Consider the following 20,895-nt stretch of genomic DNA (forward strand, 5'->3'; position numbering starts at 1 on the left):
ACGATTTACGAGGCTCCTCCCACCTATTGGCAGTGGGTTTCCGCCTATGACAAACGAAAGGATTTATTTATGAAAATATTATTTTGGAATATCACATGAACCATAGTAGTTATTCAAACCTACAATATGTGTATAGGTTTTGTGATTGATAGAGATATAATCTACATTTTCTGTAAGGTTCTTATATGTATCCGCTATTTGATATTCACAATGAGGATTCTTCATAATAGTTCCTGCATATTTGATATCAGTAGAAATAGGATAAGCATTATAAACAGGCATATGAGTATAAAGTGGTATTTCTAGTATACGTTTCACATGATCCATATTATTAGACTTGTACCCTCTTAACATATTCTTTGCTTCACTATAAGGTGCACGGATATTGGACATATAATAATGATGACCTGGATTATTGTTGTGGACATCAAATTTCTGCAGATAAAGTGAATCCTGTCCTTTTGTGATATAGTTATTCATTAGATACTTAGAACCATAGAGAATCGCTTTTTCTCTTGTATCCCAGTTTCTTGATGCCGCAAAGTCTATTCCATCCTGATCACTTCTGTTGGCTCCGATATTATATATATTATAGAAAAGAGGTCCTTGCGGATTATTTCTTGCATGTCCTCCACGAAGTCCTAGTCCTCCACCTGTCTGTTCCTGAATCGCACGGGTAATGAGTAATGACATAGAGATGTTATTTACTTCTGCACTGTGACGATAGAGTTCGGCCCAGTCTTTTTTAGACTGCGATTCTATACCTGACATTTCAGTTCCTGCCAACATTCTTTTTCCTTCCTGTAATGTTTCAGAAGGATTATAAGTGAGCTTCTCAAACATCAGCGCATGATAAGCACCCAAAGCATTGCGTGGATCTAAGAAATAACGAGCTGCATTCAAAGAAACACGACACCATGTCTGTCCTTCTATAATATCAGGAGAAGCGATCATTGAAGAATCATTTATATCTATCAATGATTTACTTTGGAAAATAGAAGCCGTGTCATTAAAGTCTAAAGAAGTATTAAGAGGCACATACCGCCATTCTGGATAAAGTGCATGTAAGAAGCGTAACGGTTGTTTGTAGCTATCAGGAAATGATATAAGTTCTTTTTCAAAAGATTCATCAAATGTATAAGGTTGTACCTTTTTACTTGATATATAGCCTTCCTTCTTCTTTCCATTCACATATAAATAGACATAATATTGAGAGCCTCTTTGTCCTTCTACAACTAAAGGTTGTCCGATGGTAAGTGTTTGATGTAAAAATGACGTATTCTCTTTGACTAATACAATATGAGAATCAAGTTTCTTATAAGAAAAGAACGTCTGATAAGTGATGATGCTTAATAACACAGCTATCACACATAGTATTTTAATAATTGATGTCTTCTTCATTGACCCACCCTACCTGTGCACCACAGATAACATAGACATAATGTCCATAAACACCTGCAATCTTGACTTCTGTTCCTTTTTCACCTATAAACCAATGATCTGTATAATCATCTAAACAATAGAGATGATGATTTCTTTCATATAAGAATTCATTCTTAATAGAGATCATTACATGATCACTCACTCTATAACATTGACTAAACTCTTTTCCTTTTTTCATGATCTTTACTTCATAATCAGGAAAGGCTATCTTGTGGTCTACTTCACCATTACCATAAAGGTCTTTATTTAATACACCTACAGGAAATGGTTGTACACATTCTGTTTGGTATGTTATTTCCCCCTTATAACTATGAATAATAAGCGCATTTAATTGTGAGATAGGTTTCACACCTGTTCCTCCATCAATACAGATGATCTTCTTTTCTTCATCTATAATAATGTCATTATGAATAGAACGAGGGAAATAATTGGATGTAGGAAGATGTCCTACTACAACTGTATACTTTAATGAATGTCCTAATTCATAAAAATGTTGGAGTTCGAGATAGGAAGAGAGACCACATTCCTTATAATTATCTCTTGGTTCTACACCAGCATGGACAAATAAATAATCATTAAATAATAATGTAGTAGGTAAATGGGACATGAACTTTAATTCTTGTTTTAGCTTTTCAGCCATGATTTTTTGCATACCTAAAGGTGTTTCATGTCCATCATTAAAATGTTCATGATTATATATATCTCTAATAATACCGTTCTTACTATTTCTCTTTAAATACTTAGGAATTTCACCTGCAATTTCTGGAATAGTAAGTAATGCATTCATCGCCCATTCACAATTTCCCATCAAAACATAACACTTGGGAAAACGTGAAAGATTCATAATAAAGTGTATTGTTTCTAATACCTGATCTCCTTTTTCTACAAAGTCACCAATAATCACCAAATAATCCTCTACAGGATCATAATTCACTTTTCTTAGTAATTCTTTAAAGCGGTCTAAATGACCATGTATATCTGATATCGCAATCAAGCGATAATCATTCTTTTCTTTTTTAATCAAATGTTTTGGTGTAAACATAAGTACCCTCCTGATATCATTCTACATCAAAAAAAGTAGGTTGCCCTACTTTTTTGTTGCATAATACTTTCTTACAAGCATCTGTGTTTTACGAATATGTCTTTGAATACGTTCTGTTGCTTCATCTTTGTCTCCATCAATGATGGCTTCTAGAATAGCACGATGTTCTGCAAGTGATGATTCTAAACGTTCCGGACGCGCAATAGAATGTCTTGATGTCACAGAGACATAGTAATGAATATCCTTAAGAATCTGTTCAAAATAGGTAGACTGTGTTGCCTGATAAATAGATTCATGGAATAGAATATTAAAATCATTCACTTTATCAAAGTCACCCTTTTTAGTATAGAATTCTAGCAATTCAAATACTTCTTTAATTTTAGCAAGATGCACTTCATCCATACGATCAATTGCGAATGAAACAGCTAATCCTTCTAGAGAAAGACGTATTTCAAACATATCATCAATATCACGAGGTGAAAAACCTTTGACATAAACACCTTTATTAGGAATACTTTCTACTAAACCTTCTAATTCTAGCTGTTTTAATGCTTCTCTAATAGGTGTACGAGAAATCTTCAACTCTTTCGCAAGTGTTAATTCATTTAATTTATCACCACATTTATAACTTTCATTAAGAATACGATCACGTAATAAGATAAATATTTTAGAGCCCAATGATCCATGGGAAGTTGATTCAAAAATGCTATGAGATGGCATTTCTTTTTCCTCCTCTTATAATTTATCGATAATTGCGTCTGTAAACTCTTTTGTAGTTGCCTGTCCACCAATATCAGGTGTTGTAAACTTACCTTCTTCTATGACTGCTGCTAAGGCTTCTCTTAAAGATTGTGCTTCTTTCTGTTTATTTAATGCTTCAAGCATCATTGCGAATGCAAGAATTAAAGAACTTGGGTTCGCAATACCTTTACCTGCAATATCAGGTGCACTGCCATGAACAGCTTCATAAATACGGTAGTCGTCACCAATATTACCTGATGGTGCAATACCAAGACCACCTACAAGACCTGCACATAAGTCAGAAACAATATCCCCATATAAGTTTGGTGCAACAAGGACATCAAATGTTTCTGGACGCTGTACAAGCTGCATACACATATTATCAATAATAACTTCTTGTGTTTCTATTTCTGGATAGTCTTTTGCCACTTCTCTATAACAATCAAGGAAAAGACCATCTGTATACTTCATTATATTGGCTTTATGAATGGCTGTCACTTTTTTTCTGTTATTTGTGCGTGCATATTCAAATGCATAACGACAAATACGTGTAGAAGCTTCTCTCGTGATTAACTTAACACCATTCGCAATATCATCAGTGAGCATATATTCAATACCTTTATACAAATCTTCAGTATTTTCTCTAATGATGACTAAATCAATATTTTCATATTTAGAATCAATACCCTTGAAGTTACGTAAAGGACGTACATTGGCATAAGTAGAGAATTTCTGTCTTAATGCGACATTCACACTTCTAAAACCTGTTCCAATTGGAGTGGCTGTAGGACCTTTTAATGCCCATTTATATTCTTCAATTGCGTCTACAAGACCAGGTTCCCATACTTCACCTGTTTCTTTTGCATATTCTGCACCTGCTCTATATTTAACCCATTCAATATCTAGGTTCATTGCTTTTGTGATAGATTCAACACTTGCTGAAATCTCTGGTCCAATCCCATCACCTGGAATAAGTACTGCTTTCATTAGAAATCTCCTCCTAGTTCTTTAATTGCATTTAATAATCCACCATACTGAATCATGACTTTTTCACGTGCTGATAATGATAGATGTGCTGTAATAGTTTCATTTGTATTCTTATTAGTCACTACAATATCCTTACCTTCTTCTACAGATGTTAATAAATCACTTAATTCGTAATCATCCTGATCATTGAAGAAATCGTAATCTTTCGCATCAATAACAAGTGGAAGAATACCATTGTTGATTAAGTTAGAACGATGAATTCTCGCAAATGAAATTGCGAAGATAGCTTTGATCTTTAAGTAGTTAGGTACTAATGCAGCATGTTCTCTTGATGAACCCTGTCCATAGTTATCTCCTCCTACAATGAAACCACCATTATTTTTAACAGCTCTATTATAGAATTCAGGATCTACCTTAGAGAATGAGAACTTAGCTAAATGAGGGACATTAGAACGGAATGGGAGTAATTTAGAATCAGAAGGTACGATATGGTCTGTAGAGATATTGTCTCCTACTTTTAATACAACTTTACCGCTTACTGTATCTGTTAACTTATCTCCTCTAGGAACTGGTTTGATATTAGGTCCCATATAGATTTCATTATCAGGGATATATTCACTAATAAAGAAGTTAGGATTCTTCACAAATGGTGTATCTGGTACTTCTTCTAATACCATATCATCTTCAAATTCCTGTGATAAATAACCTTTGACTGCAGATAATGCAGCAACTTCTGGAGATACAAGATATACACTTGCATCATTTGTGCCAGAACGTCCTTTAAAGTTACGGTTGATTGTTCTTAAAGAAACACCTTTTGATAATGGAGCCTGTCCCATACCGATACAAGGACCACATCCACATTCAAGAATTCTTGCACCTGCATGAATCATATCTGCAAGAGCACCATTTTGTGCCAGCATAGAAAGAATAGAAGATGAACCTGGCGCGATAACTAAAGAAACATCTTCAGCCACTTTACGACCTTTTAAGATCTTTGCTGCACGCATCATATCTGGTAAAGATGAGTTTGTACAAGAGCCAATGACTACCTGATTGATCTTCATTCCTTCTAATTCTTTTACATCTACTACATTATCTGGTGAATGAGGCTGTGCAACCATAGGAACTAATGTAGACATATCGATTTCAATAGTTTCATCATATGTTGCATCATCATCAGCTTTCATTTCAACATATTCATCTTCTCTACCCTGCTGCTTTAAGTAAGCTAAAGCATTTTCATCGGTTGGGAATACTGAAGTAGTCGCACCTAGTTCTGCACCCATGTTACAGATAGTAGCACGGTCAGTTAATGAAAGATCACTTAAACCTTCACCTGTATATTCAACAATCTTATTAACCCCACCTTTTACAGATAATTCCTGTAGAATTTTTAAGATAACATCTTTTGCAGATACCCAAGGTGCTTTACGTCCTGTTAGTTTAACCTGTAAAACTGATGGACACTGAACATAGTACTTACCTGTTGCCATGGCAACGGCTACATCAAGTCCTCCTGCACCAATCGCAATCATACCCATTGCACCACATGTTGGTGTATGAGAATCTGAACCAATTAGCGTCTTACCTGGATGTGAAAAATTTTCAAGTTGTAACTGATGACAGACACCATTACCTGGTTTAGAGAATGTGATACCATGTTTTCTTGCAACAGATTTAATAAATTCATGGTCATCCATGTTTTCAAAACCAGTCTGAAGCATGTTGTGGTCAATATAAGCCACGGCTTTTTCTACTGCAACATGACCTACATTCATTGCTTCTAACTGAAGATAAGCCATTGTACCTGTAGAATCCTGTGTTAAAGTCTGGTCAATTCCGATACAAATAGATGTTCCTGGAACTAATTCTCCTTCTTTAAGATGTGCATTCAAGATTTTATACGCTAGATTCATATAATCTTCTCCCCCTTGTTTATCATTGTATACAATTATACACATATACTATTCTATGTGCAATATAAAAAACAAAGATAATTTGTATTTATTTCGTTAAATTGGTACAATACATTGGGTGATGAAAAAATGATATTATCTTGTTCAGGACTTACTAAATCTTATTCAGGAAAAGAAGTCCTAAAAAATATAACATTCCATATAGAAGAGCATGATAAGCTTGCCATCATAGGTGTTAATGGTGCTGGTAAGAGTACATTGCTTAGAATTCTTTTAAATGAAGAGGCTTATGATGATGGTATGATGACTATTGCGAAGAATATTCGTATTGGTACATTGAATCAGGAACATAAGTTTGATCTTAATAAGAGTATCTATGAAACATTGGAAGAACCTTTTGAAGATTTAAAGAAAATAGAGAAACGTATTCGTGAATTGGAACAGGAAATGGCTGTGACAAATGATTTAGATACAATTATGAATCAATATGATTCTTTATTATCTAAATTCCAGGATGAAGGCGGTTATGCCATGGAGTCACAAGTCAAAGGTGTTTTGAATGGTTTAGGTTTTGATGAGGATATGTGGTATAAACCAATTGGTATTTTATCTGGTGGACAGAAGACAAGAATTGCGTTAGGTCAGTTATTATTACGTTCTCCTGATTTATTATTACTTGATGAACCGACTAACCATCTTGATGTAAATTCTATTGAATGGTTGGAAAACTATTTAAAACAATATAATAAAGCTGTAATTGTGGTATCTCATGACCGTTATTTTATTGATCAGGTGTCTACTTCTATTATGGAAATAGAGAATGGTAAAAGTAAGATTTATAAATGTAACTACTCTAAATATGCTGAAATCAAGAAGCATGATCGTGATGTAGAATTAAAACATTATTTAAATAACCAGAAAGATATTAAACGTATGCAGGAGTCTATTGACCGTTTAAAATCTTATAACCGTGAAAAACAGATAAAACGTGCTGAGTCTAAAGAGAAAGCACTTGAACGTATGGAGAAGGTTGAAAGACCGGAGAGTCTTCCTTCTAGTATCCGTTTTGCATTTGTCCCTGAAGTTGAAAGTGGTTATGATGTTTTAAAAGTAGACGATGTCGCTATGGCTTTTGATAAGCCATTGTTCGATTCGGTATCTTTTGAAGTTAAGAAAGGTGAAAGAGTTGCTTTACTTGGTCCTAATGGTGTAGGTAAAACAACAATGTTCCATTTGATTCTTAAAGATTATTTACCTGTACATGGACGTATTCGTTTAGGCTCTAAGGTAATGATTGGTTATTATGATCAGGAACAGACTTCTTTATCTCCTGAAAAGACAATCTTTGATGAAATACATGATGCTTATCCTGATATGAATAATACAGAGATTAGAAATATCTGTGCTGCATTCTTATTCAAAGGTGAAGATGTATTTAAAACAATTGATGTTTTATCCGGTGGTGAAAAAGGACGTATTGTCTTAATCAAGTTATTACTTAATAAAGCTAACTTCTTGATTCTCGATGAACCAACAAACCATTTAGATATTCAGTCTAAGGAAGTACTAGAAGATGCATTATTAGATTTCCCTGGTACTATTCTTTTTATTTCTCATGACCGTTATTTTATTAATAAGCTCGCTACTAAGATTGTGGAAATGAATCCTCATGGTGATGAAATATTTGCTGGTAACTATGCTTATTACCTTGAACATCGTAAAGTAGAAGAAGTTGTGAAAGAAACAGCGGTAAAGGTTCAAAATACTATTGATAAGAAAAAGAAGAATAGATTAAAGAAGATAGAAAATGATATTTCTGACTTTGAAGAGAAGATCAGTGCGAAGGAAGAAGAACTCCATAGCGATGAAGTGATGAATGATTACCAGAAGTATAATGAAATCACTGCTGAACTAGAAGGCTTAAACAATCAATTAGAAGAACTCATGATAGAATGGGAAGAACTTTCAGAAGAGATGAACGCTTAAAAGGACTAGGGGCAACCCTAGTCCTAATTTCTTTGTTTTAAGTTGTAGATAAGTATAAATGCGCAGATAAAATCACCAATGATTGACACAATAAATGGATAGAATGCATAAATATCTTTTAATGTCGGCAAGAAAGATAATACAAATATCTTCTGTGAATAACATAAGAATTTAATCCCTATCACCATAAAGGCAATCATATAAGTAAACCATAAACAATAGTGTGTGTAGATACCTCCTGGCACAACATGCTTAAGTCTTTCATATTCATTCTCTGTTCCTCTATTATGAGATAACTTAATATACATATTCTTATATATCTTGAGATTCATACGTGAGAACATAATGATTGGAATATAGAGTAGTGTCCAGAAACCAATAGTCCCTAAGTAAGGACACAATAAACCACTCACAATAGAAGCACCCATACATATATAGAAAGAACGTGGCATAGTGAATGTCATTCCCTCAGGATCAAAGTAATCATACAGTTCTCTTCCACCATAACGATGTAACCATTTATTTCTTTCATCATAAACAGTCTTAATAGATAAAACATTAACCATCAAGCCGATCATATAGAGTACTGTATTCATTAATTCCCCTCTTTTATTAATAAGAGTGACAGTACTGTCCCCATCTAATTGATAGAGGAAAAGCATGATAACTGAAGTCACAACAACTAACATCACTGAAAGAATAAAGTAAGCATTATAAAGCGTATCTTTTTCTGAATCATCAGCTTTTTTAATACGATATTCCATCAAGCCATAAAGGCCTGTTTCTATTAATATAACAAGACTTCCTAAACCTATAGGAGGATTAATTAGGAATACAAACCAGCTTATTAGCGATAAAATAATAGCGTTCATATTAATCTCCTTTCCATCCTATCATACACTAAAAAAAACATCCGGAAAAGTCCAGATGTTCATTTATTATTCAACATCGAAGTCGTCTGATAAGTCTTCGCCATTAGTAGCGATGACTTTCTTATACCAGTAGAATGAATCTTTCTTATAACGATCAAGAGTTCCTACTTTTTCATCTGTAGTATCTACATAGATGAAACCATATCTCTTTCTGATACCTTCATGAGTTGATACTAAGTCGATTGCTGACCAAGGGCAGTAACCCATCATTTCGATGTTTTCAGTAACAGCCTTATGTAACTGTTCAATATGTGCTCTTAAGTATGCAATTCTGTAGTTATCATGAACACGACCATCTTCTAATGTATCGTAAGCACCTAAACCATTTTCAGTAACGATCATTGGTAAATGATAACGAGAATACATTTCTCTCATAGTTGCTAAGAAACCATCAGGGTCAATTTCCCAACCGAATTCAGTCTTCTTAAGGTTTGGATTTTCATATCCCTTATAGTAACCTGCTTCACCACGAGCTGACTGCTGGTCTGCACCCGGATCTAATTCTTCATCAGCTGCTGCTTTCTGTACAGTTGCAGTTGAATAGTAGTTGAAACCAATGAAGTCTGGATGTGCATTCTTCATTGCTTCTTCATCACCTTCAGCAAATGTTGGTGTTGCATCATTTTCTTCTAAGTAAGTCCATACTAAGTTATTGTATTTTCCATAAACAGCCATATCTAAATATAACCAGTTTCTGATTGCGTTGAATTCCTGAGCTGCTAAAATATCTTCTGGCTTACAAGATGCTGGATATACATAAGAAATGTTTGGAGCTGGACCAATCTTTGCATTTGGAAGCATTTCATGACATAAAACCATAGCTTTAGCCTGAGCAACTAACATATGGTGGTTCTGCTGATATACTTCTTTTAATACATTTGTAGTACCTTCAGGAATTCTTAATGTACCAATAAGTGGACCAACTAAAGTAAGCATGTTCTGTTCGTTGATAGTTAACCAATATTTAACTCTATCACCGAAGTTTTCAAACATAACTTTAGCAAAATTAACGAACCAATCTACTGATTCAGGATTAGACCAAGAACCTCTCTTGTCTAATGCATCAGGCATATCGAAGTGGAACATAGTGACTAATGGTTCGATATTATATTCTAAACATGTATTGATCACATCATTGTAATGATCGATACCTGCCTGGTTGATTTCACCAGTTCCATTAGGAATAAGTCTAGTCCAAGCGATTGAGAAACGGTATGTCTTGAATCCCATTTCAGCCATTAACTTGATATCTTCTTTATAACGATGATAATGATCTGCACATACATCTAAAGATGCAGTTCCTGCTGGTAATTCTTTAACATCCTGACATGATGGTCCTTTACCATCTGATAAGTTTGCACCTTCTACCTGATAAGCTGAAGTAGAAGCGCCCCATAAGAAATCTTTTGGAAAAGCTTTTAATTTGTTGTCTAACATTTTGTGTGTCTCCTTTTCTTTTCTGACACCATTATAACGGAAGATTTCAAAAAATAGGATTCTTTTCAATTCTAGAAAAAAAGAGAAAATGTTTTTACATTTTCTCGCTTATCTTGCACCTTTTTTAAAAAAGTATTTTAGATTTTCTTTTCCATTAAGTATCTTAGAAGTCTTTCTCCACGTCTTTCATTGATTTGTTCTTCAATAACTGTATAACCTTTAGATTCAAAGAATGGTTTAGATGTAATAGATGAAGTCACATTAATGACATGACAATCATGTTTTTTTGCATAGGCTTCTAAATCTTCTACAAGTTTTGATGCAATCCCTTTTCTTAAATAATCAGGATGAACATATAAACGATCTAAATAACCTGTTTTACCAATATTACCAAATGCAATTAATTTCTCATCTTGTTCTACTACGATAGTATGATTCTTTTCTAAAGATTTTTCCCAATGATATTCATTAGCTTCTTTTGGTGCAATGGCTTCTAATTGGTCTTCTGTATAATCATTCTTATTGACTTCATGGACAGTGACATAAAATAAATCCATAACTGCATGAAGATCTGTGTCCTTGTATTCTCTAAATTCCATTTATATCACCTCTATTTCATACATCACATTATACCATTATTTACCCATAAAAAAAACGGTCATCATAGACCGTTTCAATTAAATACCGAATAATAAATCGATGTAGTTTGGAATTGGATACTGCTCGGCACTTACTTTAGTTTCTAAGCTATCAGCAGTTGCACGTAATGCATCCATAGCAGGGATAACTAAATCCCTCCATGCAGTCGCATTATCTAATGTAGAAGTATCAGTTGCATCAGCTTTATTAATAGCATCTTCTAATGTAATCATCTGTTCACGCATAGTTGAAAGTAAAGAAGTTAATACCTTTAAGTCTTCAACCATGAATGTATTGTCTACACCAGCCTTAGCTACTTCTTTAGCATCATTAGCTAAAGTACCACATGCTTTTACATATGCTGGATATAATTCAGTCTTAGCCATTGATAAAGCAGTTAAAGCTTCAACACGGATTGTCTTAGCATAGTTATCTAACTGGATATCATAACGTGAATCAATTTCAGCTTCAGTGTATACACCATGTTTTACAAACATTTCACGGATTGCAGGTTTCTTTAAGCAAGAACATGCATCTACTGAGTTTGCGTGGTTAGGTAATCCACGTCTTGCAGCTTCTTCTTTCCATTCATCTGAATAACCATCACCATTGAAAATGATTCTTTCATGATCTTTGAAAAATTCTCTAATGATATCATCTAATGATTCACCTGCATCTAATTTAGCAGCCATCTGATCATATTCTTCAGCCATGATAGCATTTAACATAGTGTTAACTGATGCAACTGACTGAGATGAACCAACCATACGGAATTCAAATTTATTACCTGTGAAGGCAAAAGGAGATGTTCTGTTTCTGTCTGTTGAGTCTTTAGAGAAATCTGGGATAACTGATACACCAGTACTAAATCTTTCACCAGTAGTCTTATTCAATTCTTCACCATCAACGATTGCTTTAATAACTTTATTTAAGTCATCACCAACGAATGCTGAAACAATTGCAGGTGGAGCTTCGTTAGCACCTAGTCTGTGGTCATTACCAGCACATGCAGCAGATAATCTTAATAATTCAGCATATTCATCAACACCCTTGAGAGCACATGCAAGAGTAGCTAAGAAAGGCTTATTGTTGATTGGATCAGGTCCGGGATTAAATAAGTTAATACCTGTATTAGTCATTAATGACCAGTTGTTATGCTTACCAGAGCCGTTAACACCTTCAAATGGTTTTTCATGTAATAAACATCTTAAACCATGTTTCTTGGCAATATCCTGAGATAACTGCATAACTAATGCGTTGTTGTCAGCTGTTACGTTAGCTACTGTATATACACATGCTACTTCATGCTGTGCAGGAGCAACTTCGTTATGCTTAGTCTTTGAAGGAATACCATATTTCCATAATTCGTTATCAAGATCCTTCATGAAGGCACCTACTTTACGTTTAATAGAACCAAAGTAGTGATCTTCTAGTTCCTGACCCTTAGGAGCAGGAGCGCCATAAAGAGTACGACCAGTTAACTTTAAGTCAATTCTCTTCTGCCAGTATTCATCTAATACTAAGAAATATTCCTGTTCAGCACCAACTGAAGCAGTCACTTTATCAACACCTTCTAAACCAATCTTAGTTAATAAGTTAGAAGCTGATGCACTTAAAGCATCACTAGCACGTAATAATGGAGTCTTTTTATCAAGTGCTTCACCAGTATAAGAACAGAATAATGTAGGAATATATAAGCTACCGTCTTTTACAAAGGCTGGAGAAGTACAATCCCATGCAGTATAACCACGTGCTTCGAAAGTAGCACGAATACCACCAGATGGGAAAGAAGAGGCATCAGGTTCACCTTTTCTCAATGTCTTACCACTAAATTCAAGAACTGCTCCACCATTTCCATCTGGTTCTAAGAAAGCATCATGCTTTTCTGCAGTTAAACCAGTCATTGGCATAAACCAGTGAGTGAAATGTGTAGCACCATTTTCAACAGCCCAGATTTTCATTGCATTTGCAATTACTGTTGCAACTTCTTTTGAAAGAGGTTCTCCCTTATCTAGAGCTTCATGGAAAGCTTTATAAATAGATTTAGGAATGCGTTCCTTCATAGTTTCGTCGTTAAATGTATAACGACCGTATTCATCTAAAAGTTTGTTCATTTCCATACGATTACATCTCCTTTTTATGGGTATGATTGTAGCAATAAAAAATATTCGTGTCAATACTTTTTTATCACTGTGCAATAATTTTTATCATTCACTCCTTATTGCAACCACATAGTATCACAAAATATAGGCTTTTAACTACTCTAATTCACTTTTTTTCACTTTTTAAAAAATATTGCTTAACTTGTTATTTGATGATAATAAGACTATAATTGTGGCGAGGTGAAAAATATGTTTGGAAAACAGAAAACATTGATCATAGATCATGATAGCGAACGTAATAATCGCATTAAGAATTATCTCGACCAGGATCATTTCACTTGTTATCAAGCAAAGACATTGGATAAATTTAATTCTCTTTATACAAACAACAATTATGATTGCATTATTCTAGAAGATGTATTCCCCGGTATTAATACGAATAAGTTCCTAGTAAACAATAGACGTAACTCACAAGCTATAACTATAGTTGTAAGTGATATGTTAAATGAAGCTTACTTAGAAGATTTATTAGATGCCGGTGCTGATGATTATATTGTAGTACCCTTCTCATTAACATCTTTATTAAGAAAAATTCAAGATGTCTATAAAATGGGTGTTTTAAGACCTAGAAAGATCTACCGTTTTAAAGATATTATATTAGATGATACTGCCAAGACCGTTTCATTAAATGATCATTCAGTCACTCTAACTAAAAATGAATTTAAACTATTAAAAATGTTGATGTCACATCCCTATCAGCCTTATACTTCAACCAAGATTTTTGAAGGTATCTGGGGTGATAGTGTTTATGCAGACGATCAATCAGTCATGAACCTAGTAAGTTCACTTATAATTAAATTAAATAGAACAGGCTCTCATGAAGAGTATATCAGACGCTTTGGCGCAAACTCATATAAGATGGCCATATAAAAAAAGAATGCATATCGCATTCTTTTTTCTTTTAGCTTCTCTTATTGATTTTTCTTCGTCTTCTGTTTTCGCGTCTTTCTTTCTTTTCAATCTTACGATGCTGGTCAGTATAATCCGCTACTGTACAGTGGATACGTTTATTAGATTCGCAAATTGCGTCTACAAATTCATATCTATCTTTTGGGAATGTACTATATCTCTTCTTTAAATCTGTATATAATTCAATAGCATGAGGTCTAGTGACTAAATCAGCCATTCTTGATACTGGATCACAAATGACTTCACATGACATTAAGTCTACTTCTTTTTGTGGTAATAATCTTCTTTTGAAGATTAAAGTTTTGCCATCGACGATATATTCATAAGGACGACATCCTAAGAAATAAAGATACATTGCAGCCAAGAAAATTGAAACAATAATAAATGACTGCTGATCCAATGATTTTAATACAAACATGACGATATCATAAACCCAAACAAGAGTTAAAGCGCCTAGCCAAATACCAACAGCTAGATTTGGTTTTACCTTGAATTCTTTCATAAAAAAAAGCCTCACTTTCCTTTCTATTATACAATATTTAGCCCATTATTACAATAAAAAAAGAAGAGAGGCAATGCTCTCTTCCCAATGTCGAAATTATTATAATAAATTTTAATTAAATTATTCAGCAGCCTGTTTAGCCTGGAATTTTTCGTAGGCAATTAAGAATGGAATGTAAACAACTACTGAAACTGCAAGAACAACTAACTGTGCTACAGCACCCATTAGGTTACCACCTGTAGCAACGAAACCGAATAATACTGGTGGCATAGTCCAAGGTACTTCAAGTACGATCTTAGGACAGAATCCACTAGAAACTAAGATGTAACCAATAATAACAGTTACAACTGGAGCAAAGATAAATGGAATGTCTAGGATTGGGTTCAATACTAGAGGGATACCAAATGTCATAGTTTCGTTGATGTTAAATAAACCTGGAACGATTGAGATACCAGCGATTGTTCTGTTATCTTCACGTTTAGAGAAGATAAGAATTGCGATTACTAAACCGATAGTAACACCAGAACCACCGAATTCTGCGAACATCTGAATCATAGTTAAGTTCATAACATATGGGATATCATGATGAGCAGTATAAGCAGCAGTGTTAGCGTATAATAATGGTCTGAAGATTGGTTCCTTAACAGCAGCAACCATGTTGTTACCATGGATACCTACGCACCAGAATAACATGATGATTATATACATGATACATACTGCAACAAGGTTGTTACCAATGATATTCTGTAATGGTTTCTGAATTACGTTATAGATCAACGCATTTAATTCAGCACCAGTAGCTAACTGACATACTAATCCAACAGCACCAACAACGATTGCAGTTAAGCAAGTTGGGATTAATACTTCGAATGCACGAGCAACTCCAGGTGGAACCTGTTCAGGCATCTTGATCTTTAATGCATCATTCTTACGGAACATATTGTAAAGTTCCATACCAAGGATTGCAACGATAAGACCTGTGAATAAACCAGTTGCACCAGTGTAGCTTGACATAATACCACTGTAGCTGAAGCTATCAGCTGTAATTTGATGTTTAGCAGCTTCACCAGTTACATTAATGAACTGACCTAAACTAAAGCCATGAGAAATACCTTTAGCATCGATGTAAGAAGCACCTAAGTCCTTAGCAGCGAATGTTGTAGGAGTTACCATCATCCATAAGATGAAGCCTAAAACAGCAGGGTAAGCACCAGTTTCACCATTTGCTTCAGCGATTTCAGAAGCAACTAACATAGTTACACCGATTGTGATACATGAGATTGTAGCATACTGCATAGCAGCAAAGATTGGGTTAAGTACTTCTAAAGCCATGATTGGTTTCCAGATAGCACCTAAACCAGTTGATGAGTTAACTAAAACGTTTGTCCAAAGTACACCAACGGCACCTGAGATAGTAGCTGGCATGAAGTTCTGGAACCCGTTCTTAATAGCATTAAGATACTTGTTCTGACCACACCATGCGCCGACACGTCCTAGCTTATCAGCAAAAGCGTCCATAAATTTTCCTCCCTAAATCTTTTCGACAAATACAGTATAATCGCTCTTTGTAAAAATGTCAACGGTTACATTTTAAAATGTATGGTACTTTTAAGTTTAATAACCCGATTTTGAATCGTAAATATTTTAAATTCTATTGAATGTAACAATACATTTTTTGATTTTTGTATTATGTTACATTTTTTTATTTTTTGAAAATATTTTTATGTTGGTTGGCTAAGTTCATGTAAATTTTGTGATTATGTTACATAAAAAAGACAGCCCATTAAGACTGCCTTCATATAAAAATATTGATTATTGTTCTACAATTACTGTCTGGAATTCATAGTTTGCATAGTGACGTCTATTGAATGTCAGTTCGAAAACAGAGCCGTTTGAGAGATAGGTTGTCTGTTCTTCCTGGATATAAGGTTCCCCTTCTGCAAGTCCTAAGAATACTTGTTCTTGTACTGTAGACAGAGCAGATGTGATCTTTAAATGACAGCTCTGAACAGTTAGATGAAGCTGATTGATTACAAATTTATATAATGAATCTTTTAATACATCTGCTTTTAGATTAACTAAACGATAAAGCGGAATATAAGTAATCTCTACACAATAAGGTTTTCCATCCACTGATCTATTTCTAATAATATGATAAACGAAGTCTCCTTCATCAATCTGTAATTTTTTCGCAATTTTTTCATCACTCGGTATAACTTCAAATACCTTAATATCTGATGTAACATCATGTCCTTCAAAACGCATAGAAAGACTACGTGTACGCACTGTTTCATTTAGTTCAGAAACATTAAGTTCCTTCACAAATGTTCCTGCCCCACGACGACGGATAATAAGACCTTCTTTTACAAGAATCTCTAAAGCCTTCTTCATTGTTTCTTTATTACAATGATAATTGACACATAATAAATATTCATAAGGAAGCTTCTGGCCAGCAGTATATTCTCCCGACTTAATCTTCTCTCTAATTGCATCAGCGATATCTCTATACTTTGCCACAAAACCACCTCCTTACATAAAAATACCATACTTTAAAAAAGAATGCACTGTATAATTCTTATTTTGTGATTTTTTTACACCAAATCTCTTCATGTTCTAAATTATAGAGTGTGAATGTTTCATTTTCATAAACTAAGAAGCTTTTTACACCCTGTTTTGGTAAAGAGATAGAATTTGGATTCACTGTATAGAAGCCATGGTCTTCAAATACAGAAACATGATAATGTCCATAAAGGAAAACATCACCCTTCTTTAAATAAGGCATATTGTCTTTATTGTAAAGATGTCCATGAGTAATATAGAAGTCATGTCCATCTACATTTAATAATGCATAATCACTTCTCATAGGGAAATCTAAAACCATCTGGTCTACTTCAGCATCACAGTTACCTCTTACTGCAAGGATCTTATCTTTATATTTATTTAATAAAGGAATGCACTTTTTAGGTGCATAGCCTTCTGGTAAGTCATTTCTAGGTCCATGATATAAGATATCTCCTAGGATGATTAAACGATCTGGCTGTTCTTCATCAAAGTAATGCATTACTTTTTCTAAGTCATTATAAGAACCATGAATATCTGATATGATCATTAGTTTCATTTTATTCCATCTCCAATCCGATTGGGCAGTGATCGCTACCCAATATGTCACTGTATATCGAACTCTCTTTTATTCTCTCTTTCAATGATTCAGAGACAATAAAATAGTCAATTCTCCATCCTGCATTTCTTTCTCTTGATTTAAACATATAACTCCACCATGTATAAGCATCCTTCTTATCTGGATAAAGATATCTAAATGTATCAATATAGCCGTGTGATAAGAGTTCTGTCATCTTACTACGTTCCTGATCAGAGAATCCTGCATTATGATGATTGGACGAAGGATTCTTTAAGTCTATTTCATGATGGGCCACATTGAGGTCTCCACAAAGGATTACTGGTTTATTGAGAGCATCTAAATAGGCAAGGAAGTCATCTTCCCATTCCATACGATAATCTATTCTAGCAAGCTCTTTTTTAGAATTAGGCGTATAACAAGTTACAAAGTAATAGTCTTCAAATTCTAGTGTAATAACTCTTCCTTCCTGGTCATGTTCCTCTACCCCTATTCCATAAGATACAGATAAAGGCTTCATTCTAGTCAGTATTGCAGTTCCACTATAACCTTTCTTAATTGCATCATTGGTATAAAGTGTATAACCAGGAATATCTAAATCAATCTGATCCTTTTGTGCCTTTGTTTCCTGCAAAGCAAAAATATCAGCATCCAATGATTTGAAACTTTCTAAAAAACCTTTCTTTAAGCAGGCACGAATGCCATTTACATTCCATGATACGTATTTCATATTCTCTCCTCAAAAAAGAAGGAGCTAAAAAGCCCCTTCTCCATTTTCTGCAATCGCATAACGAACAATTGTTTTCAGTTTTTCACTTGGTGTCTTCTCATAATCATTTAAGTAAATCTCATGATGGAATCCTTCTAAACGCATATTCTGGATAGTGATGAACTCCATGATCTGCTTAGTTGTATTGATTTCAGTATTATAAGCACCCTTATGTAGCATCTGTACGCAATGTCCTTCAGTCATCCTCTTAAGATATATATCTACAATGTAAGGATTATCCTTCTTGTTAGCTGCTTTCTGTTTAATAATTTCAAATGTATTAGGATCTAGAAGCTTTGGCTGTGCCATCATCAATGTAAACTTGATCATCTTTTTACGAGTAACGTCAAACTTCGAATTATCATAGGTATCCCATAATCCTTCTAGTGGCGAAATAAGATAAACAAGGTTCTTTTCCTGTTTAAAATACTCTCTAATTTCAGCTGACATGATTCGAAGAGCTTTTGACTTTAAATGGAACTCTTCTACTTCAGGATTACCGATTCCATCAATCATGATGAAATTGAATTCTGGGACATCAACGATATCAATCTTCTTTGTTGATGCATCATATTGTTTCTTATACTCTTTACGTATACCTTCCTTCATTACGGCGCCTCCTTTCTTAAACGTAAACATTATACAAAAATTCACATGGAATTACTACTAATTTAGTATTATTTCTAAAGAATGTCTTGATAATGTGTCAATTTCATTAATATACTTTTGGGCATTGATTCATAACTGACAAAAAAAGCTATTCACAAAGAATAGCCTAGATTTACTGTCAGTACTAAATTTTATCAAGATTCCAATATTTCGCAACAGTTTTTTTTATAATAATTTCATTGTCTTGATAACCTGTGGTTCATTAGGCATATCATTCCAAGGTGATCTTTTAACATTCGCAATCTTATCTACTTCTTCTAATCCTTCAGTGATTAAACCAAAAGCAGCATAGTCACCATCTAGATGTGGTGCATCAGCATGCATGATAAAGAACTGAGATGAAGCAGAATCCTTCACCATTGTTCTTGCCATTGACAAAACACCTCTTGTATGCTTTAGGTTATTAGTCACACCATTAGATGCAAATTCACCCTTGATAGATGCTGCTGGATGTTCTTTCAAATCAGTATCATATCCACCACCCTGGATCATGAATCCTGGGATAACACGATGGAAGATCAAACCATCAAAGAAGTTATTTTTAATTAGGTTTACAAAGTTTTCTACAGTGATAGGTGCTACTTCAGGATATAATTCACCCTTCATTACATTGCCATCCTGCATTTCAATTTCAAATAAGATTTTTTCCATAATTGTTCTCCTTTATTTGATTTCTCCTTATTTTAACATATTTATTCTATCTCTAATAGTAAAAGCTGTAACAGATCATCTATTACAGCTTCTTATTATTATAATTTCTTATACATTTCCGCAATAATTTCAGCAGCTTCATCTAAACCATAATCACTATTAATAGTTAAGTCAAAATTCTTTAACTGACCCCATTTGTTTGTTGTGTAGTAATTATAGTAATTAGATCTTTTCTTATCTCTTGATATGACATACTTCTTTGTATTCTCATGCTCTTCTTTATATTCTTCTTCTACTCTCTTAATACGTGATTCAAGAGGTGCATGGATAAAGACTCTTAATACTTTATCATAATCTTCAAGAATATAATCAGCACATCCATTTACTATGATACATGAATCGTTATTTGCAAGATGACGAATGATTTTAGATTGTGTTGCGAAAACCTGATCATTTAAAGGCATCTGGAAAGTGCCTCCAGCCATTCCATATAAGAATCCTGAACTCTTTTCCTGAGCCGCTTTCCTAATTGTTTCAATATCAAATCCAAGTTCCTGTGCAGCTAAATCAATAATCTGGTTATCGTAATAAACAAGTCCTAAAAGATTAGCTACTTTCTGTGCTATGATACGTCCTCCAGAACCATATTCTCTTGCGATTGTAATAATTTTAGGCATAAGACAAAACCTGCCACTCAAAATGTGATTAAATATACTCACATCGAGATAATGTAAGTTCTCACGAACATTACTTACTATGTCATCGTGTATGCTTTGGATTGACCGAAATCAAATCTACTCACAAGTTCTTGTACACTCTATAGTCGTAAATTCCCGAAGTAGCCTCCGGTACATGCCTACGTCTGCGTTCATTTATGCAACTTCGTAGGTCGTAGCATCTCTCAGATTAGTAGCAGCATTGAAATCTCTGTATTCGATATAACCACAGTCACATTTGAAAATTCTATCTGA

The 20,895-nt window shown here is 34.2% G+C and carries 19 protein-coding genes; 2 read left to right on the forward strand and 17 right to left on the reverse strand.

Translation table 11 applies throughout. From position 1 onward, the window contains the following. Window positions 1-78: 78 nt before the first annotated feature. Genes B2S90_RS04425 through B2S90_RS04445 form a run of 5 tightly spaced genes read right to left on the reverse strand, consistent with a single transcriptional unit; the run spans window position 79 to window position 6,132 of the window. On the reverse strand, window positions 79-1,401 hold the full coding sequence (locus tag B2S90_RS04425) for a hypothetical protein (RefSeq protein ID WP_286696591.1): 1,323 nt from the start codon (window positions 1,399-1,401) through the stop codon (window positions 79-81). Continuing rightward, on the reverse strand, window positions 1,379-2,485 hold the full coding sequence (locus B2S90_RS04430) for a metallophosphoesterase (protein ID WP_278779795.1): 1,107 nt from the start codon (window positions 2,483-2,485) through the stop codon (window positions 1,379-1,381). The genes B2S90_RS04425 and B2S90_RS04430 overlap by 23 nt, the downstream gene beginning before the upstream one ends. A 45-nt stretch (window positions 2,486-2,530) precedes the next feature. After that, a complete protein-coding gene (locus tag B2S90_RS04435) occupies window positions 2,531-3,205 on the reverse strand; it encodes a GntR family transcriptional regulator (protein ID WP_278779794.1) in 675 nt (224 codons plus the stop codon). Between the two features lie 15 nt (window positions 3,206-3,220). Further along, window positions 3,221-4,213 (reverse strand): isocitrate/isopropylmalate dehydrogenase family protein, encoded by a 993-nt coding sequence (locus B2S90_RS04440; RefSeq protein WP_055234134.1) that lies wholly within the window; start codon window positions 4,211-4,213, stop codon window positions 3,221-3,223. Next, window positions 4,213-6,132 (reverse strand): aconitate hydratase, encoded by a 1,920-nt coding sequence (locus B2S90_RS04445; protein ID WP_278779791.1) that lies wholly within the window; start codon window positions 6,130-6,132, stop codon window positions 4,213-4,215. Before B2S90_RS04445 ends, B2S90_RS04440 begins: the two co-directional genes overlap by 1 nt. Before the next feature lie 129 nt (window positions 6,133-6,261). Here B2S90_RS04445 and abc-f point away from each other — a divergent pair, with 129 nt between their 5' ends. Further along, window positions 6,262-8,118, forward strand: coding sequence for a ribosomal protection-like ABC-F family protein (gene abc-f, locus B2S90_RS04450; protein WP_055234132.1), 1,857 nt, complete (start codon window positions 6,262-6,264; stop codon window positions 8,116-8,118). A 23-nt stretch (window positions 8,119-8,141) separates the two neighbouring features. Here the strand turns inward: abc-f and B2S90_RS04455 are convergent, their stop codons facing one another. The 4 genes from B2S90_RS04455 to B2S90_RS04470 form a co-directional block, all read right to left on the reverse strand. Then, window positions 8,142-8,990, reverse strand: a complete 849-nt coding sequence (locus tag B2S90_RS04455) for a hypothetical protein (RefSeq protein ID WP_055234131.1) — start codon at window positions 8,988-8,990, stop codon at window positions 8,142-8,144. 66 nt (window positions 8,991-9,056) lie between these two features. Beyond that, a complete protein-coding gene (locus B2S90_RS04460; protein ID WP_055233492.1) occupies window positions 9,057-10,487 on the reverse strand; it encodes a glycoside hydrolase family 1 protein in 1,431 nt (476 codons plus the stop codon). A 137-nt stretch (window positions 10,488-10,624) separates the two neighbouring features. Beyond that, window positions 10,625-11,086, reverse strand: a complete 462-nt coding sequence (locus tag B2S90_RS04465; protein WP_278779566.1) for a GNAT family N-acetyltransferase — start codon at window positions 11,084-11,086, stop codon at window positions 10,625-10,627. Between the two features lie 78 nt (window positions 11,087-11,164). Then, window positions 11,165-13,246: a glutamine synthetase III gene (locus B2S90_RS04470; RefSeq protein ID WP_055233494.1), complete on the reverse strand. Its 2,082-nt coding sequence runs from the start codon at window positions 13,244-13,246 to the stop codon at window positions 11,165-11,167. 231 nt (window positions 13,247-13,477) lie between these two features. Here B2S90_RS04470 and B2S90_RS04475 point away from each other — a divergent pair, with 231 nt between their 5' ends. After that, window positions 13,478-14,158, forward strand: a complete 681-nt coding sequence (locus B2S90_RS04475; protein ID WP_055233495.1) for a response regulator transcription factor — start codon at window positions 13,478-13,480, stop codon at window positions 14,156-14,158. Window positions 14,159-14,189: 31 nt separating this feature from the next. Here B2S90_RS04475 and B2S90_RS04480 read toward each other — a convergent pair whose 3' ends face one another. The 8 genes from B2S90_RS04480 to B2S90_RS04515 form a co-directional block, all read right to left on the reverse strand. Continuing rightward, entirely contained in the window at window positions 14,190-14,699 is a 510-nt protein-coding gene (locus B2S90_RS04480; RefSeq protein ID WP_215656290.1) for a hypothetical protein, read from the reverse strand. Window positions 14,700-14,819: 120 nt separating this feature from the next. Continuing rightward, window positions 14,820-16,217, reverse strand: a complete 1,398-nt coding sequence (locus B2S90_RS04485) for a PTS sugar transporter subunit IIC (protein ID WP_286696592.1) — start codon at window positions 16,215-16,217, stop codon at window positions 14,820-14,822. Between the two features lie 294 nt (window positions 16,218-16,511). Continuing rightward, window positions 16,512-17,216, reverse strand: coding sequence for a GntR family transcriptional regulator (locus B2S90_RS04490; protein ID WP_278779571.1), 705 nt, complete (start codon window positions 17,214-17,216; stop codon window positions 16,512-16,514). Between the two features lie 58 nt (window positions 17,217-17,274). After that, window positions 17,275-17,817: a phosphodiesterase gene (yfcE, locus tag B2S90_RS04495; protein WP_278779573.1), complete on the reverse strand. Its 543-nt coding sequence runs from the start codon at window positions 17,815-17,817 to the stop codon at window positions 17,275-17,277. A 1-nt stretch (window position 17,818) separates the two neighbouring features. Then, window positions 17,819-18,565 (reverse strand): exodeoxyribonuclease III, encoded by a 747-nt coding sequence (locus B2S90_RS04500; protein WP_286696593.1) that lies wholly within the window; start codon window positions 18,563-18,565, stop codon window positions 17,819-17,821. Window positions 18,566-18,589: 24 nt separating this feature from the next. Next, complete coding sequence (locus B2S90_RS04505) at window positions 18,590-19,213, reverse strand: GyrI-like domain-containing protein (protein ID WP_055289862.1); 624 nt, start codon at window positions 19,211-19,213, stop codon at window positions 18,590-18,592. Window positions 19,214-19,438: 225 nt separating this feature from the next. Then, window positions 19,439-19,924: a peptidylprolyl isomerase gene (locus tag B2S90_RS04510; protein ID WP_006507083.1), complete on the reverse strand. Its 486-nt coding sequence runs from the start codon at window positions 19,922-19,924 to the stop codon at window positions 19,439-19,441. Between the two features lie 98 nt (window positions 19,925-20,022). Further along, window positions 20,023-20,601: an AAA family ATPase gene (locus B2S90_RS04515; protein WP_006507084.1), complete on the reverse strand. Its 579-nt coding sequence runs from the start codon at window positions 20,599-20,601 to the stop codon at window positions 20,023-20,025. Window positions 20,602-20,895 lie beyond the last annotated feature (294 nt).

Origin of the sequence: Catenibacterium sp. UBA627 (assembly GCF_002299355.1) — a bacterium.
Taxonomy (GTDB): Bacteria; Bacillota_I; Bacilli_A; order Erysipelotrichales; family Coprobacillaceae; genus Catenibacterium; species Catenibacterium mitsuoka.